General features: G+C 62.4%; 16 protein-coding genes. 8 read left to right on the top strand and 8 right to left on the bottom strand.

What is annotated here, in order from left to right:
* Positions 1 to 2 precede the first annotated feature (2 nt).
* The 3 genes from AC1Q61_RS27665 to AC1Q61_RS27675 are packed head-to-tail and all read right to left on the bottom strand — an operon-like array spanning position 3 to position 2,790.
* The gene (locus tag AC1Q61_RS27665; RefSeq protein WP_021332522.1) at positions 3 to 1,088 is read right to left on the bottom strand and encodes an adenosine deaminase; all 1,086 of its coding nucleotides are present in this window, start codon (positions 1,086 to 1,088) and stop codon (positions 3 to 5) included.
* A 9-nt stretch (positions 1,089 to 1,097) separates the two neighbouring features.
* Positions 1,098 to 2,393, bottom strand: coding sequence for a thymidine phosphorylase (locus AC1Q61_RS27670; protein WP_021332521.1), 1,296 nt, complete (start codon positions 2,391 to 2,393; stop codon positions 1,098 to 1,100).
* The gene (locus AC1Q61_RS27675) at positions 2,386 to 2,790 is read right to left on the bottom strand and encodes a cytidine deaminase (protein WP_019747693.1); all 405 of its coding nucleotides are present in this window, start codon (positions 2,788 to 2,790) and stop codon (positions 2,386 to 2,388) included. Before AC1Q61_RS27675 ends, AC1Q61_RS27670 begins: the two co-directional genes overlap by 8 nt.
* Positions 2,791 to 3,043: 253 nt before the next feature.
* Between AC1Q61_RS27675 and sdhC the strand changes: the two genes are divergently transcribed.
* From sdhC to AC1Q61_RS27695, 4 genes are read left to right on the top strand one after another with little or no spacing between them, the layout of a single operon-like run.
* Positions 3,044 to 3,448 carry a succinate dehydrogenase, cytochrome b556 subunit gene (gene sdhC / locus AC1Q61_RS27680; RefSeq protein ID WP_020969155.1) on the top strand — a complete coding sequence of 135 codons (405 nt, stop codon included), beginning with the start codon at positions 3,044 to 3,046 and terminating at the stop codon, positions 3,446 to 3,448.
* A gap of 1 nt (position 3,449) precedes the next feature.
* Positions 3,450 to 3,905 carry a succinate dehydrogenase hydrophobic membrane anchor subunit gene (locus AC1Q61_RS27685; protein ID WP_003940699.1) on the top strand — a complete coding sequence of 152 codons (456 nt, stop codon included), beginning with the start codon at positions 3,450 to 3,452 and terminating at the stop codon, positions 3,903 to 3,905.
* Between the two features lie 15 nt (positions 3,906 to 3,920).
* On the top strand, positions 3,921 to 5,672 hold the full coding sequence (sdhA, locus tag AC1Q61_RS27690) for a succinate dehydrogenase flavoprotein subunit (protein ID WP_019747692.1): 1,752 nt from the start codon (positions 3,921 to 3,923) through the stop codon (positions 5,670 to 5,672).
* Positions 5,672 to 6,439, top strand: coding sequence for a succinate dehydrogenase iron-sulfur subunit (locus AC1Q61_RS27695; protein WP_003940925.1), 768 nt, complete (start codon positions 5,672 to 5,674; stop codon positions 6,437 to 6,439). The genes sdhA and AC1Q61_RS27695 overlap by 1 nt, the downstream gene beginning before the upstream one ends.
* 58 nt (positions 6,440 to 6,497) lie before the next feature.
* Here the strand turns inward: AC1Q61_RS27695 and AC1Q61_RS27700 are convergent, their stop codons facing one another.
* Complete coding sequence (locus AC1Q61_RS27700; RefSeq protein ID WP_492651029.1) at positions 6,498 to 7,520, bottom strand: LacI family DNA-binding transcriptional regulator; 1,023 nt, start codon at positions 7,518 to 7,520, stop codon at positions 6,498 to 6,500.
* 75 nt (positions 7,521 to 7,595) lie between these two features.
* Between AC1Q61_RS27700 and AC1Q61_RS27705 the strand changes: the two genes are divergently transcribed.
* Genes AC1Q61_RS27705 through AC1Q61_RS27720 form a run of 4 tightly spaced genes read left to right on the top strand, consistent with a single transcriptional unit; the run spans position 7,596 to position 11,288 of the window.
* Positions 7,596 to 8,387 carry an SDR family oxidoreductase gene (locus tag AC1Q61_RS27705; protein WP_047890271.1) on the top strand — a complete coding sequence of 264 codons (792 nt, stop codon included), beginning with the start codon at positions 7,596 to 7,598 and terminating at the stop codon, positions 8,385 to 8,387.
* Positions 8,387 to 9,427, top strand: a complete 1,041-nt coding sequence (locus tag AC1Q61_RS27710) for a Gfo/Idh/MocA family protein (protein ID WP_492651009.1) — start codon at positions 8,387 to 8,389, stop codon at positions 9,425 to 9,427. Before AC1Q61_RS27705 ends, AC1Q61_RS27710 begins: the two co-directional genes overlap by 1 nt.
* Positions 9,424 to 10,290, top strand: a complete 867-nt coding sequence (locus AC1Q61_RS27715; RefSeq protein WP_492651008.1) for a TIM barrel protein — start codon at positions 9,424 to 9,426, stop codon at positions 10,288 to 10,290. The genes AC1Q61_RS27710 and AC1Q61_RS27715 overlap by 4 nt, the downstream gene beginning before the upstream one ends.
* Positions 10,287 to 11,288 carry a Gfo/Idh/MocA family protein gene (locus AC1Q61_RS27720; RefSeq protein ID WP_492651007.1) on the top strand — a complete coding sequence of 334 codons (1,002 nt, stop codon included), beginning with the start codon at positions 10,287 to 10,289 and terminating at the stop codon, positions 11,286 to 11,288. The genes AC1Q61_RS27715 and AC1Q61_RS27720 overlap by 4 nt, the downstream gene beginning before the upstream one ends.
* A 58-nt stretch (positions 11,289 to 11,346) precedes the next feature.
* Here the strand turns inward: AC1Q61_RS27720 and AC1Q61_RS27725 are convergent, their stop codons facing one another.
* The 4 genes from AC1Q61_RS27725 to AC1Q61_RS27740 all read right to left on the bottom strand — a co-directional run bounded on the left by AC1Q61_RS27725 (position 11,347) and on the right by AC1Q61_RS27740 (position 15,448).
* Positions 11,347 to 12,159 carry an ATP-binding cassette domain-containing protein gene (locus AC1Q61_RS27725; protein ID WP_007727336.1) on the bottom strand — a complete coding sequence of 271 codons (813 nt, stop codon included), beginning with the start codon at positions 12,157 to 12,159 and terminating at the stop codon, positions 11,347 to 11,349.
* Between the two features lie 3 nt (positions 12,160 to 12,162).
* On the bottom strand, positions 12,163 to 13,221 hold the full coding sequence (locus tag AC1Q61_RS27730; RefSeq protein ID WP_003940759.1) for an ABC transporter permease: 1,059 nt from the start codon (positions 13,219 to 13,221) through the stop codon (positions 12,163 to 12,165).
* Between the two features lie 63 nt (positions 13,222 to 13,284).
* A complete protein-coding gene (locus AC1Q61_RS27735; RefSeq protein ID WP_007727338.1) occupies positions 13,285 to 14,286 on the bottom strand; it encodes a substrate-binding domain-containing protein in 1,002 nt (333 codons plus the stop codon).
* Positions 14,287 to 14,446: 160 nt separating this feature from the next.
* Positions 14,447 to 15,448, bottom strand: a complete 1,002-nt coding sequence (locus AC1Q61_RS27740; RefSeq protein ID WP_019747686.1) for a LacI family DNA-binding transcriptional regulator — start codon at positions 15,446 to 15,448, stop codon at positions 14,447 to 14,449.
* Between the last annotated feature and the right edge of the window lie 66 nt (positions 15,449 to 15,514).

Genomic DNA, 15,514 nt, shown 5'->3' on the forward strand with positions numbered 1-15,514 from the left:
AGCTAGCCGATGAGCACGGCGTAACCCGGCTTGATGACGTCGTCGATCAACGCGAGGCGCTCGTCGAACGGGATGAAGGCCGACTTCATCGCGTTGATAGTGAAGCGTTCCAGATCGGTCCAGCCGTAACCGAAGGTCTCGACCAACGCGGCCATTTCCCGGCTCATGCTGGTGTCGCTCATCAGCCGGTTGTCAGTGTTGACGGTCACGCGGAAGCGCAAGTCCGCCAACAGTCCGAACGGATGGTCCGCCAGGGCGGCTACCGCTCCGGTCTGCACGTTCGAACTCGGGCACAGTTCCAGGGGAATGCGCATGTCACGGACGTAGTTCGCGAGTCGACCCAGTTCTGCCCCACCTTGGCCACCTACGTCGATGTCGTCCACGATCCGCACGCCGTGGCCCAACCGATCCGCTCCACAGAAGGCGATGGCTTCGTGGATCGACGGCAACCCGAACGCCTCACCCGCGTGAATCGTGAAGTGGGCGTTCGCATCACGCATGTATTCGAAAGCGTCGAGGTGCCGGCTCGGCGGGTTACCGGCCTCGGCACCGGCGATGTCGAAACCGACGACGCCGCGGTCCCGGAATCGCACAGCGAGTTCGGCGATCTCTCGTGACCGGGCGGCATGCCTCATCGCCGTGAGAAGACACCCGATTCGGATCTCCCGTCCCGCGACCCTGGCAGCGGATTCGCCGGCCCGGAAACCTTCGAGAACGTGCTCGACGACCTCGTCCAAACTCAGGCCTTGTTCCAGGTGCTGCTCGGGCGCAAAACGGATTTCGGCATAGACGACGTTGTCGTCGGCCAGATCCTCGGCGCACTCGCGCGCGACCCGCGCGAGCCCTTCGGGAGTCTGCATCACGGCGACTGTGTGCGCGAATGTTTCAAGGTAGAGCTCGAGCGATCCGCTGTCAGCGGCAGTTCGGAACCATTGCGCCAGTTCGGATGCCGTATTCGCCGGCAGCTCGTCGTAGCCACACTGCTCGGCCAGTTCGAGGACAGTCTCGGGTCGGAGTCCTCCGTCGAGATGATCGTGGAGAAGAACTTTGGGTGCGCTGCGGATCGTGGTCAACTCCGGTGCGTTCATTCGCCAACGCTAACGCGAATCACCCACAATTCGCTCGATGAGCAACGGTCGCGAAACGGTGTCGGAATCGGCCCCGATCGACCAGCCTCCGCCGAGGCTCCGCCGCGCAGCATCAAATCTCTCGGGAGTGTCGGTGTGCAGTGTCATCAGCTTCTGTCCGGCGCGGACCACGTCGCCGGGCTTCGCGTGCATCTCGATACCGGCACCGGCCTGAACGGCTTCGCCCTGTCGTTCGCGTCCGGCTCCGAGCTTCCAGGCCGCGATGCCCACCGCCATGGCGTCGAGTCGGGTCAGTACGCCGTCTCGGTCCGCGGTGACGACGTCGCTGTGCCGGGCCACCGGCAGCGTCGCGTGTGGGTCCCCACCTTGTGCGGCGATCATCGCGCGCCACCGGTCCATGGCTGTGCCGTCGGCCAGTTTGTCTGCGGGGTCGATACCGTCGATCCCAGCCGCGGACAGCATCTCCCGAGCCAGGACCAGGGTCAGCTCGACGACGTCGGACGGCCCGCCGCCTGCCAGCACCTCGACGGATTCACGCACCTCGAGAGCGTTGCCAGCCGTCAATCCCAGCGGGGTGTCCATCCCGGTGATGAGAGCACTTGTACGCACGCCGGCGTCGTTGCCCAACTCGACCATCGTGCGTGCCAACTCTCGCGCGTCGCCGAGGTCCTTCATGAACGCTCCGGAACCGACTTTGACGTCGAGCACCAGGGCGCCGGTTCCCTCGGCAATCTTCTTGCTCATGATCGAACTTGCGATCAGCGGAATGGATTCCACCGTTCCGGTCACGTCGCGCAGCGCGTAGAGCTTCTTGTCGGCGGGGGCCAGGTTCGCTCCGGCAGCGCAGATCACCGCGCCGATTTTCGGGTCCGCGAGAATGTCGACCATCTCCGTCGCCGTGAGCTCGGCTCGCCAACCTGGAATGGCCTCGAGCTTGTCGAGAGTTCCGCCGGTGTGGCCGAGTCCGCGTCCCGACAACTGCGGGACTGCAAGACCACATGCCGCGACGAGGGGCGCGAGCGGAAGGGTGATCTTGTCCCCAACACCACCGGTCGAATGCTTGTCGACGGTGGGCAGCGGCAAGTCCGAAAAGTCCATCCTCCCGCCGGATTCGATCATTGCCTCGGTCCATCGGCCGGTCTCTGCTCGTGACATTCCTCGGAAATAGATCGCCATCGCGAGCGCCGACATCTGCTCGTCGCCGACGACCCCCTCGGTGAACGCCTGAACTATCCAGTCGATCTCGGTTCCCGACAACTCGCGGCCGTCACGCTTGGCGCCGATGATGGAAACTGCGTCAAACATGGCGGAGCCCCTCTGCTTGTTCCGGCCCGAAAGCATCAGGCAACAGCTCGCTCAGCGGCTTGAACCCACTGCTCGTGTCGACAAGCATCTCACCCCCGCCGTGCTCGAGAAGAAGCTGTCTGCACCTGCCGCATGGCATCAGAATCGAGCCCTTCGCGTCGCAGCACGTGAAGGCAACCAGCCGCCCGCCCCCGGTGGCGGCTAAGTTACCGACGAGTCCACATTCGGCACACAGGCTCAAACCGTATGAGACATTTTCCACATTGCATCCTGAGACGATCCGACCATCGTCTACCAGGGCAGCTGCACCCACTGCATAGCCCGAGTACGGTGCATAAGCCTGCCGCATGACCACTTGCGCGTTGTGCCGCAACAACTTCCAGTCGATGTCACCCATGGTTCGTTATCCAATCACGCCGACTGAATGGATGCAGAAACCACGCCGAAACCGGCTAGGTGAGATTGGAAAGGCAAACCTTACAAAGAGTTTGGTACGCGTACGAATCCCGCATCTGATTAGTTCCCGGTTTCACATAGGTTTAGAGTCTGAGTCAAGTCGGTTCAGGATCCCGTCGAGCCCGGGCTGAGGTACATCGAAGCTCTCTGCAGGCTCGACGCGTCCACCAATGACGTTGGAGGCACAGCACTCGATGAGTACTACGACTGAAGCCGCTCCTCAGAAGGAGCGCACGAGGTCGCTTTACCGGGGCGACCCCGGAATGTGGTCCTGGGTTCTACACCGGATCACAGGCGTCGCTACTTTCTTCTTCCTATTCGTACACGTTCTCGATACGGCACTCGTTCGGGTCAATCCCGATACGTACGACGCCGTAATCGACACGTACAAGAACCCCCTCGTCGGCCTCATGGAGATCGGCCTCGTCGGCGTAGTCCTCTACCACGCCCTCAACGGCGTGCGCGTGATGTTGGTGGACTTCTGGTCGAAGGGCCCGAAGTACCAGCGCGTCATGCTCTGGACCATTCTGACGATCTGGTTCCTGGTGATGATCCCAGGCGCCGGACGCATCCTCATCAACATGTTTGCGGAGCACTGACATGGCGACTACTCACGGACCCGAAGCCAAGAGCCTGGGCACCTCATACGACCGTCCCGCAAGCCTGGACAACCCGCGGTCCCCGCGCGCGAAGGCTCGGAACAACTTCGAGTTGTACGCATGGCTGTTCATGCGCTTCTCCGGCGTCGCCCTGATCGTTCTGGTCCTGGGCCACATGTTCATCATGCTGATGCTCGACGGTGGCGTTCACCGTCTGAACTTCGCATTCGTCGCAGGTCGCTGGTCCAGCCCGTTCTGGCAGTTCTGGGATCTGACGATGTTGTGGCTGGCACAGCTGCACGGCGGTAACGGCCTGCGCACGGTCATCGCGGACTACTCCCGCAAGGACTCCACGCGCTTCTGGCTGACCACGATCCTCGTTCTCTCGATGATCCTGATCATGGGCCTGGGCACGTACGTCATCTTCACCTTCGACCCCAATATCTCGGCGAGCTAGGGGAGCACAGACTTCATGCAGGAACATCGTTATGACGTGGTCATCGTCGGCGCCGGCGGCGCAGGCATGCGTGCGGCAATCGAAGCTGGCCCCCGTGCCCGCACGGCCGTACTGACCAAGCTCTACCCCACCCGCAGCCACACCGGCGCGGCCCAGGGCGGCATGTGTGCCGCACTGGCGAACGTGGAGGAAGACAACTGGGAGTGGCACACCTTCGACACCGTCAAGGGCGGCGACTACCTCGCCGACCAGGACGCCGTCGAGATCATGGCCAAAGAGGCCATCGACGCGGTGCTCGACCTCGAGAAGATGGGTCTGCCGTTCAACCGCACGCCCGAAGGCAAGATCGACCAGCGTCGATTCGGTGGCCACACACGTGACCACGGCAAGGCACCCGTCCGCCGTGCGTGTTACGCAGCCGACCGCACCGGTCACATGATTCTGCAGACGCTGTACCAGAACTGCGTCAAGCACGACGTCGAGTTCTTCAACGAGTTCTACGCGCTCGACATCGCCATCACCGAGACCGAGGACGGCCCGGTTGCCACCGGTGTCATCTGCTACGAGCTCTCGACCGGCGAGCTGCACATCTTCCACGCCAAGTCGATCATCTTCGCGACCGGCGGCTCGGGACGTATGTACAAGACGACGTCCAACGCGCACACCCTCACCGGTGACGGCATGGGCATCATCTTCCGCAAGGGCCTGCCCCTCGAGGACATGGAGTTCCACCAGTTCCACCCGACAGGACTCGCCGGTCTCGGCATCCTGATCTCGGAAGCCGTCCGTGGTGAAGGTGGCATTCTCCGTAATGCCGACGGCGAGCGCTTCATGGAGCGCTACGCCCCCACCATCAAGGACCTCGCTCCGCGTGACATCGTGGCCCGTTCGATGGTCCTCGAGGTTCTGGAAGGCCGCGGCGCCGGCCCGAACAAGGACTACGTCTACATCGACGTGACGCACATCCCCGAGGAAGTTCTCGACGAGAAGCTCCCCGACATCATGGAGTTCTCGCGCACCTACCTCGGCGTGGACCCCGTCAAGGAGCCCGTGCCCGTCTACCCGACGTGCCACTACGTCATGGGCGGTATCCCCACCAAGATCAACGGTGAGGTTCTGCGCAACAACGACGAGGTCGTCAAGGGCCTGTACGCCGCCGGCGAATGTGCCTGCGTTTCCGTGCACGGTGCAAACCGCCTCGGCACCAACTCGCTCCTCGACATCAACGTGTTCGGCCGCCGCGCCGGCATCGCTGCCGCCGAGTACGCGAACTCCACCGAGTTCGTCGACCTGCCGGAAACCCCGGCTGCGATGGTCGAAGACTGGGTCGGCGTCATCCTGTCCGATCACGGCCACGAGCGCGTTGCGGACATCCGCACCGAGCTGCAGCAGTCGATGGACAACAACGCCTCCGTCTTCCGCACCGAAGAGCGCCTCACCCAGGCACTCAAGGATGTACGTGCTCTCAAGGAGCGCTACAACCACATCACGGTCCAGGACAAGGGCAAGCGCTACAACAGCGACCTGCTCGAGGCCATCGAGCTGGGCTTCCTCCTCGAAATGGCAGAGGTCACCGTCGTCGGCGCCCTCAACCGCAAGGAATCGCGCGGCGGCCACGCTCGTGAGGACTTCCCGGATCGCAACGACGCCGAGTACATGAAGCACACGATGGCGTACAAGGAGGGTGACGGCCTGCTCTCCGACATCCGTCTGGACTACAAGCCGGTGATCCAGACCCGCTACGAGCCGATGGAGCGTAAGTACTGATGTCTGCGCCTGCTGTAGATGCACCCAAACTCCCCGCTGTTCCCGAGGGGGCCGTCATGGTCACTCTCAAGATCGCGCGGATGAATCCCGAATCGGGCGAAGGCCAGCACTGGGACAGTTTCCAGGTCCCGGCACTGCCCACCGACCGTCTGCTCAACCTGCTGCTGTACGTGAAGGGTTACCTCGACGGCACCCTCACGTTCCGTCGCAGCTGCGCACACGGTGTCTGTGGATCGGACGCCATGCGGATCAACGGTGTGAACCGTCTGGCCTGCAAGCTGCTGATGAAGGACATGCTGCCCAAGGACGGCAAGCCGGTCACCATCACGGTCGAGCCCATCAAGGGCCTGCCCGTCGAGAAGGACCTGGTTGTCGACATGGAACCCTTCTTCGACGCATTCCGCGCCGTGAAGCCGTTCCTCATCACCAGTGGCAACGAGCCCACTCGTGAGCGCATCCAGAGCCAGCACGACCGTGCTCGTTTCGACGACACGACGAAGTGCATCCTCTGCGCATGCTGCACCACGTCGTGCCCCGTGTACTGGAGCGACGGCAGCTACTTCGGTCCCGCTGCCATCGTCAACGCACACCGGTTCATCTTCGACAGCCGTGACGAGGCCGCTTCCGAGCGTCTCGACATCCTGAACGACAAGGACGGCGTGTGGCGTTGCCGCACCACGTTCAACTGCACCGACGCATGCCCCCGCGGCATCCAGGTGACAAAGGCTATTCAGGAAGTCAAGCGAGCTCTGCTCTTCGCTCGATAGTCAGGCCTTCGGCCCTGTGCGCGGTTAGGGAGTCTCCGGACTCCTTAACCGCGCACAGCTATGTCGGGGGCATGTTGAGCGGTGTCACGACTTGAACCGGTGACGTCGTAAAGCCGAAGTGAGCGCCCATGGCGCCGTGTTCCTTCATGACCACCTGACAGGCAGTGCGAACATCCGCCCGCAGATCGTGGTGGAGCACCGCTGATATTCGCCTCTCCCCCAGCAACTTTCGATTGTCACCGTCGAGATCGTGAGCGATGAAGACACTGCACTCCCGGTTCAGTTCTTCGAACGCGTCGACAGTGGCCAGGTTGCCACCACCGATCGAATACACGGCACGGATCTGCGGATCGGATTCGAGTGCCGCTCGCACCAATTTCCTACTCGTCTGATCCAGACCGTCACTGTTCGGAATGTCGATCAAACGGCGATGCGGAGCCGAGACGCGCATAGCGGAGCGAAATCCCATCTCCCGTTCTTCCTCCCCACGGAAGAAGCCGCTACTCATGCTGACCAGCACGTTGCCGTCCCGATCCCCCAGCCACTGATCTATCAAGTACGCGGCGGTGGCTCCGGCGGCTCGGTTGTCGATGCCGATGTAGGCGGCTCGCCTGCTACCGGGAACATCGGTCACCAACGTGACGACCGGAATCTTGGCCGCCACCAACCGGTCGATCGCCGCCACGACTTCCGGAGTGTCGGGAGCCTTGACGATGACTCCGTGGGATCCGCGTCGGCGAATCTTGTCGAGCGTCGACGTCATCGCTTCGACCGAACCGGTTTCACGAAAGTGAAACCTGGAACGAACTACAGCGGGTGCAAGGGTGGGCAGTTCGGCCTCGAGCGCGTCACGGACTGCGTCGGAAAACCTTGCGGGAGTTTGCAACACGACGTCGACGATGAACGTGCGCCCGACCAGTTTCAGTTGCGAGCGTTGACGTTCCAGGTCCGTGATCGCCTGGCGAACCTCCGATCGTGTGCCGTCGCGAACTCCAGGACGGTCGTTGAGCACCCGGTCGACGGTGGCCTCACTCAGGCCCGACTGCTGAGCGATCTCCCGTACTTTGAATCGATGCGCCACAACTACCTCACGATGATGGATATTTGATGGTTTTTCGCTGTTGCTCGAGGTCTTCGTCACAGCCAGACTAAACCCATGACTTCTCCGCCGGGCGTAACCAGGCCCGCACTCCTAGCCGACACCGTCGTACTGGTCAGTGGCGGCTCGCAAGGCGTCGGCGCCGGCGTCGTACGCGCCGCAGTCCGTGAGGGCGCTCAGGTGGCTTTCACCGGCCGACGCCCGGACGTCGGAAAGGCTCTCGAGGCAGAACTTCCGGGAACCCACTTCATCGAAGCCGATGTGGCGCAGACCGATTCCGCGCTCGCCAGCGTGGCCGAGACGATCTCACATTTCGGCCGCGTGGATGCCCTCGTCAATTCTGCCGGACTCACCTCGCGCGGCACGCTGCTCGACACCACCGAGGAACTCTTCGACCAGCACATCGCGGTGAACCTCCGTGGTCCGTTCTTCACGATGCAGGCAGCCGTCAAGGACATGCGCGAGCGTGCGGTCCCCGGGTCCATCGTCAACATCATCTCTACGTCCGAACTCGGCGGGCAACCGTATCTCGCGCCGTACGTGGCAGCGAAGGCAGGGCTGGCGGGGCTGACCCGCAACGCCGCCCATGCGCATCGCTGGGATCGCATCCGGATCAACGGTCTCGACATCGGGTGGACACAGACCGAGGGAGAAGACCTCACGCAGAGAGCTTTTCACGACGCCGGTGACGACTGGCAGGAACGTGCGGGCAGCACCCTCCCCATGGGCAAGCTCGGACAGGTCGACGAAATCGCCGACTTCGTCGTCTTCCTGCTCTCCGATCGCAGCGGAGTCGTGACAGGCTCGATCATCGACTGGGACCAGAACGTCTTCGGAGGGCTGGACTGATGGGCGCTCGTATCGGAGTCATCGGCCTCGGACGAATCGGCAGCTACCACGCCCGAAACCTGCTGACGACGGACGGCGTCGACGCACTGGTTGTCACCGACGTCGACGCACGTCGAACCTCGGACGTGGCAAGCGAACTCGACGTGGAGTCCGCTGCCGATCCCGACGCGCTTTTAGCGTCAGGCATCGACGGTGTTCTGATCGCCGCGTCGTCGAGTTCGCACGCCGACCTGATCGAAGCCGCTGTCCGACGAGACATCCCGACGTTCTGCGAAAAGCCGGTAGCCGACTCGATCGAATCCTCGGTTCGTGTACTCGCGACTGCCGAGCAGACGTCGGTACCAGTCCAGATCGGATTTCAGCGCCGATTCGACCCGTCATTTGTGGCGGCGTACGACGCAGTTCGATCCGGAGAACTCGGTTGGATCCACACTCTCCGATCGACCACCCTCGACCCCGCTCCCCCGCCGATCTCGTACATCGAACACTCCGGCGGCATCTTCCGCGACTGCTCGATCCACGATTTCGACATCGTCAGGTGGGTCAGCGGCCGCGAAGTCACCACGGTTTTTGCCACCGGCTCGAATCAGGGTGATCGCGGGATCGCCGATGCCGGTGACGTCGACACCGCCGCAACGGTTCTCACTTTCGAAGGCGGAACCATCGCGGTCGTGTCAAATACCCGCTACAACGGCCGCGGCTACGACTGCCGACTCGAGGTACTCGGCTCGGCGGACTCCGTCGTTGCCGGGCTGGACGACCGCTTGCCACTCCGCTCGCTCGACCCCGGAACATCGTTCCCCTCGCGGGAGCCGTACACGTTCTTCATGGACCGCTTCACGTCCGCCTACCGTGCGGAACTCGAAGCATTCCTCGGCGTTGTCGCCGGGCGTCGGGAATCACCGTGCACGCCCACAGATGCGGTCGAGTCGGCCTGGATCTCCGAAGCTGCAACGCACTCTCTGCGCGAGGGTCGGCCCGTCACGATCACCGAAGTCAAAGATCTGTTCCTTCACGACAAGAATGAGGCACACACATGAGCACTCCTCGCATCGCCGGCGCACCGATCTCCTGGGGCGTGTGCGAAGTCCCGGGCTGGGGCTACCAACTCGACCCTGCGCAAGTCCTCCGGGAAATGCGCGAAGTCGGTCTGGCGGCAACGGAAATCGGACCGGAGGGCTTTCTGCCGACAGCACCCGCCGAAATGGCCAAGGTGCTCGCGGATCATGACCTGAGCGCAGTCGGCGGGTTTGCACCAGTACTGCTGCACGATGACGATCATGATCCGGTGCCCGGCATCTCCCCCATCCTCGACGGTTTTGTCGCCTCGGGTGCCGAGGTGTTGGTTCTGGCCGCCGCGACGGGTTCCGACGGCTACGATTCACGCCGAGAACTGGACGAGCAGAGTTGGAAAACCCTGCTGCACAATCTCGATCGCCTCACCGACGCCGCCGCCGAGCGTGGAATCAGGGCAGTTGTCCACCCTCACGTCGGAACGATGATCGAGCAGCGCGACGAGGTCCTGCGAGTGCTCGACGGCTCGGCCATCCCACTGTGCCTGGACACCGGCCACCTGTTGATCGGCGGCACCGATCCGGTCGACCTGGCGCGTCAAGCTCCCGAGCGCATCACCCACGTGCATCTCAAGGACGTCGACGATGCCCTCGCATCACGCGTTCGCAGTGGTGAGCTCACCTACACCGACGGCGTGAAGGCGGGAATGTACCGTCCACTCGGTGGCGGCGACGTCGACATCGCCGGTGTCACAGCCATATTGCAGCGCCACGGTTTCGACGGATGGTACGTGCTCGAGCAGGACACCATTCTGACCGAGGCTCCGTCCGACGAGGGACCGGTGCGTGATGTGCGAGCGAGCGTCGAGTATCTGCGGTCGGTTCTGTGACACCTACCCCGCTGCGGATAGGCATTCTGGGAGCCTCACGCATCGCCGAGAACGCGATGATCAAACCTGCAACGGCCACCGGGCACCGCCTGGTGGCCGTTGCCGCACGCAGCCCCGAGCGGGCCAGAGCCTATGCGGCCCAGCATGGGATCGAACGGGTGGTCGGTTCGTACGCCGAGCTGATCTCGGATCCGGAGGTGGACGTCGTCTACAACGCGCTGCCCAACAGCCTGCACGGACCGTGGAATCTCGCCGCCGTTCAGGCCGGCAAGCACGTGCTGACGGAGAAACCGTTTTCGAGCAACGCGGTGGAAGCGCGTGCTGTAGCCGAGGCAGCGCGCGTGAGCGGAGTGACGCTGCTCGAGGGGTTCCACTACCTCTTTCATCCGGTGAACCGGCGCCTGCTGGATGTGGTTCGGAGCGGCACAGTCGGCGCGGTCACTCGGGTGGAAACCGTACTGCGGATGCCCAAACCATCCGAGAATGACCCGCGGTGGGAGCTCGCCTTGGCAGGCGGGTCACTGATGGACCTGGGCTGCTACGGGTTACATGCTTCCCGGATGCTGAGTGACGTCTGTGGTGGTGCGCCGGTGGTGACCGGGACCCGCCACGAGGAATACGCTTCGGGGGTCGATTCGTGGTTCGACATCGAACTCGAGTATCCCGGCGGAGCGCGGGCATCCGTTGTGACAACGATGTTGGACGAGAAGTACCACTTCACTTTCCGGGTCTTCGGAACCAACGGAGACGTCCTGGTGCACAACTTCCTCCAGCCGGACGTCGACGACCGTGTCTCCGTCACTGTCGATGGGCGCACGAGTATCGAGCATCTGGGCACGAAGTCGTCGTACACCTGGCAACTCGAAGCGTTCGCCGATCATCTGTCCGGGGTCTCGGCGCTGCCGATCGGACCGGGCGACGCGGTAGCCAACATGACGATGATCGACGAGGCCTACATGCATTCCGGCCTCGGGGTTCGGCCGACGACCATCCTCTGACGAAACGACTACAGCCTCGGTTCGATTCGAACCGAGGCTGTAGTCGCGAGGTTTTGATCTAACGGCGAAGCTCGTGGGTCAGTGTCTCGAGCTCGTCACCGCCCGCCATCTCCTTGGTCAGTTCTTCGAGTGAGATGTCGTCGTACTTGGCGTCGAGCTTCTGCCTGCCTCGGTTGAGGAGCACGAAGTGATCGCCGACCATGTACGCGTGGTGCGGATTGTGCGTGATGAAGATGACGCCGAATCCCTGTTCCTTGGCAGCGGTGATGTAGCGCAACACCATTCCCGACTGCTTGACGCCGAGCGCTGCTGTCGGCTCGTCGAGAATCAGCACGCGGGCACCGAAGAAGATGGCGCGGGCGATGGCAACACACTGACGCTGACCGCCGGAGAGACTACCGATCGGTGCGTCGACGTCAGGCAGTTCGATGCCCATCTTCGACAGTTCCGAAAGAGTCGTCGCGCGCATGGCGTTGGCGTCGAGCGACTTGATCAGACCACCCTTGCGCAGTTCCTGCCCAAGGAAGAAGTTGCGCCACACCGGCATCAACGCAACAACGGCGAGGTCCTGATAGACCGTCGCGATGCCTTTGCCAAGCGCCTCTTTAGGCGAGTGGAACGTTGTCGGTTCGCCGTCAACGAGTAGTTCGCCTTCGCTCTGCTGGTGCAGACCGGCGATGATCTTGATCAGCGTGGACTTGCCTGCGCCGTTGTCACCGAGCACACCGGTCACTTCACCCGCACCGACGCGCAGGTTGATTCCCTTGAGCGCGATGATGTTTCCGTATTGCTTACCGACGTCCTTGAGCTCGATCAGTGGCACGTTGCCGCCCGAGTTCGAGAGAGCCGGAACTTCAGCTGTGGTACTCATGTGTCACCTTTTCGCAGCGTAGTTGCGGAATGCGTTGTTGGCGATGACCGCGAACAGCAGCATGGCGCCGAGGAAGAACTTGAACCAGTCCGGGTTCCAGCCTGCGTAGACGATGCCCTGGTTGGTCATACCGAAGATGAATGCGCCGATCGCAGCACCGATCGCGGTTCCGTAACCACCGGTGAGCAGGCAACCGCCGATGACTGCGGCGATGATGTACAGGAACTCGTTACCGACACCCTGACCGGACTGAACGGTATTGAACGAGAACAGCAGATGCATGCCCACGAACCAGGCAGCAAAGCCGACGGTCATGAACAAACCGATCTTGACTGCGGTCACCGGCACACCGATCGCGCGGGCACTGTCCTGATTGCCGCCGACCGCGAAGATCCAGTTGCCGATCTTGGTCTTGAACAAAACAAATGTTGCAATCGCGGTGAACAGCAGCCACCACACGACCGTGATCTTGACGGACACCCCGAAGACCGAGAACGACGACGCGAATACCTTTTTCGCGGAATCGAATCCGGCCATGTCGGAGACGCTGGGTGTGGCAACCTGACCACTCACGAGCTTGGTGACGGCCAGGTTGATTCCGGTCAACATCAGGAACGAGCTCAGGGTGATGAGGAAGCTGGGAATCTTCGTCTTCATGACGAGGTAGCCGTTGAAGAATCCGACTGCGAGCGAAACGACGAGCGCCAGAATCGCACCCACCCACAGATTGAGGTGCAGGTTGTAGGCGATCATCGACGCGGCGAGCGAGGACGTGGTGACTGCGACGCCGGCGGAGAGGTCGAACTCGCCGCCGATCATGAGCAGGGCGACCGCGCAAGCCATGATGCCGATCGTGGAGCTGGAGTAGAGCACTGTCGCAAGCGCTTCCGGCGTACGGAACGGTGCCGCGACGATACAGAAGAAGATGAAGATGGCGATGGCGCCGACAAGTGAACCCATCTCCGGGCGGAGCAGTAGGCGCTGAATGCGCTTTTGCTCCTTCACCCGTTCATCGGTCACGACTTTGTGGGCGGCAAGGTCGAGATCTGCCTGAGTGGACATGATTTCCCTTCCGTGCTGGACAGGCGCACGGAGGGCGGACTCTCAGCCCTCCGTGCGCCTGGATCAGCGAGTTCCGTTCTTGGCGTACTCGGCGACCGAGTCGATGTTGGTGTTGTCGATGAACGCGGGTCCGGTCAGGGTCGGCAAGCCGCCACCGATCACGTTGCCGTTGTTGAGGTAAAGCCACAGCGAATCGATGGCGAGGTAGCCCTGCAGGAAGGGTTGCTGGTCCACTGCCCACTGCACGTCACCGGATTTGATGGCGTCGACGAGCGCCGCGTTGGTGTCGAAGGTGACGACCTTCGCCTTGCTGCCCGCATTGCCGACCGACGTCACGGACGTCAAAGCAAATGGAGCACCGAGTGCGAGAACTCGATCGATTGCCGGGTCCTGTTGAAGTTTCGCGGTGATGGTCGATTCCACCGACGGCATGTCCTTGCCGTTGACGTTGAGAATCTCCGTCGTTCCCTTGAACGACTTCTTCACTCCGGCACAACGTGATTCGAGGCTCACGTTGCCCTGCTCCTGAATGACGCACAACACCTTGGTGGCACCTTCGGTGTTGAGTCGCTCGCCGGCAGCTTCACCGGCAATCGACTCGTCCTGACCGAAGTACTCCTTGACGCCCATGTCCTTCCAGGTCTCGAGGCCCGAGTTGAGGGCGACAACCGGAATGCCCGCGGCGGTGGCACTTTGGACCGCGGCAACCATGGCGTCGGGCTTCGCGAGGGTCACGGCAATCCCGTCGACCTTGCTGTCGATCGCACTCTGAACCAAGTTGGCCTGATTCGGCGCCTCGGGATCGGCGGAGTACCGAAGCTCGATGTTGTCCTTGGCCGCTGCGGTTTCGGCTCCCTTGCGCACCAGATCCCAGAACGTGTCACCGGGAACTTCGTGAGTGATCATCGCAATGGTGGCGCGGGGCGTGTCCGCCGTACCCGCGCCCATTCCGGATCCGGAAGAATCCGGCTTTCCGCCGGTGCTTGAACAGGCGGCCAGACCCAAGACCACGACTGAGGCTCCGGCCAGTACGGCAACGCTCTTGCGTCCCGTGAGAAACGACATGTGAACTCCCTCTCGACATCAACCAACGGCCCGCGAACGGATGGTGCTCGGTTGTATGTGAAAGATGTAATACCCGTCACAGTCGAATGTCAATAGTTTGTTCTGACATTAGGACTGCTTATCAAAGACCGAACAAACTGATTGAAGTCGAAACTGCAGGTCAATGCCCTGCGGGTCCAGTTGAACCTCGAACCACCAGTTGTGGCTGCGCGACAATGTCCTTGCCCAATGGCCCACTTCCGCCGTCGAGGCGTTCGGAGATCCGCTCCACCGCGGCGCCGCCCAGAAACGCCGTGTCCTGCCCGACACTGGTCAGATCGATGTGCGCCAAACCTGCCAATGCACTGTTGTCGAATCCGATCACGGAAACGTCGCCAGGCACCGAGATCCCGGCACGCAGGAAGACGTCGAGAACTCCGAGCGCGCAGCGATCGTTGAAAGCGAAGACCGCCCCGGGTAACCCACCCTCGACCATCGACCTGGCGGCAGCTGCGCCGAACTCCTCCGTGAGACCGCCGGGAAGAATTCTCGGCTCCAGACCTGCCGCTCGCATGGCCTTGCGGTAGCCCTGACGCCGTTCCTGGGCACCAGGGCCTCGCCCGCCGTCGACGTGGGCGATCGAGCGGTGCCCGAGTTCGACAAGGTGATTCACGGCCATCACCGCGCCCGCCTCGTCATCTGTTCGGACAACATCCACGTGCACTGACGACATCTTCCGCGCGATTACGACAACGGGAACCTTGTCGGCCAGGTCGACGATCTCTGCTTCCGGCGCCTGTGAACCCAACAGCAAGATCGCCTCACACCGGTCGTCGAGCAGGGTCCGCGTTGCACGAGAATCCGGCCGTCGCTCCGAGACCGCACTGAGGACGACGTCGTAGCGCGACCGTTCGGCGGCCACATAGATTTCGTCTAGCAGCTCCGCGTGAAATGTTTGCGCCGCAACGTAACTGACACCGATCAGGCGGCTGCGATGTTGGCGCAGCAGTCGCGCCGCGTTGTCGGGTCGATAGCCGAGTTCGTCCGCGGCAGCCTTGACCCGTACCCGCGTCGCATCGCTGGCACCTGGGACATCACGAATGACGATGGACACCAGAGCGCGTGACACACCAGCCAGGTCTGCTACGTCTTGCAAGGTGGGGCGTCGACTGTTCACCTCCACAGACTAGATCGTTCCAGCGAATAAGCACCGAAGCATTGACGCGCGCCGCATCCGGCGCTTTACTGG

It is taken from the genome of Rhodococcus sp. MPR-R1B (assembly GCF_058793255.1).

Excerpts from the sequence above, each read along its gene's own strand:
- AC1Q61_RS27715 (WP_492651008.1), top strand. The coding sequence starts at position 9,424 with ATGAGCACTCCTCGCATCGCCGGCGCACCGATCTCCTGGGGCGTGTGC.
- AC1Q61_RS27685 (WP_003940699.1), top strand. The coding sequence starts at position 3,450 with ATGGCGACTACTCACGGACCCGAAGCCAAGAGCCTGGGCACCTCATAC.
- AC1Q61_RS27710 (WP_492651009.1), top strand. The coding sequence starts at position 8,387 with ATGGGCGCTCGTATCGGAGTCATCGGCCTCGGACGAATCGGCAGCTAC.
- sdhA (WP_019747692.1), top strand. The coding sequence starts at position 3,921 with ATGCAGGAACATCGTTATGACGTGGTCATCGTCGGCGCCGGCGGCGCA.
- AC1Q61_RS27725 (WP_007727336.1), bottom strand. The coding sequence starts at position 12,159 with ATGAGTACCACAGCTGAAGTTCCGGCTCTCTCGAACTCGGGCGGCAAC.
- AC1Q61_RS27695 (WP_003940925.1), top strand. The coding sequence starts at position 5,672 with ATGTCTGCGCCTGCTGTAGATGCACCCAAACTCCCCGCTGTTCCCGAG.
- AC1Q61_RS27665 (WP_021332522.1), bottom strand. The coding sequence starts at position 1,088 with ATGAACGCACCGGAGTTGACCACGATCCGCAGCGCACCCAAAGTTCTT.
- AC1Q61_RS27675 (WP_019747693.1), bottom strand. The coding sequence starts at position 2,790 with ATGGGTGACATCGACTGGAAGTTGTTGCGGCACAACGCGCAAGTGGTC.
- AC1Q61_RS27670 (WP_021332521.1), bottom strand. The coding sequence starts at position 2,393 with ATGTTTGACGCAGTTTCCATCATCGGCGCCAAGCGTGACGGCCGCGAG.
- sdhC (WP_020969155.1), top strand. The coding sequence starts at position 3,044 with ATGAGTACTACGACTGAAGCCGCTCCTCAGAAGGAGCGCACGAGGTCG.
- AC1Q61_RS27730 (WP_003940759.1), bottom strand. The coding sequence starts at position 13,221 with ATGTCCACTCAGGCAGATCTCGACCTTGCCGCCCACAAAGTCGTGACC.
- AC1Q61_RS27705 (WP_047890271.1), top strand. The coding sequence starts at position 7,596 with ATGACTTCTCCGCCGGGCGTAACCAGGCCCGCACTCCTAGCCGACACC.
- AC1Q61_RS27735 (WP_007727338.1), bottom strand. The coding sequence starts at position 14,286 with ATGTCGTTTCTCACGGGACGCAAGAGCGTTGCCGTACTGGCCGGAGCC.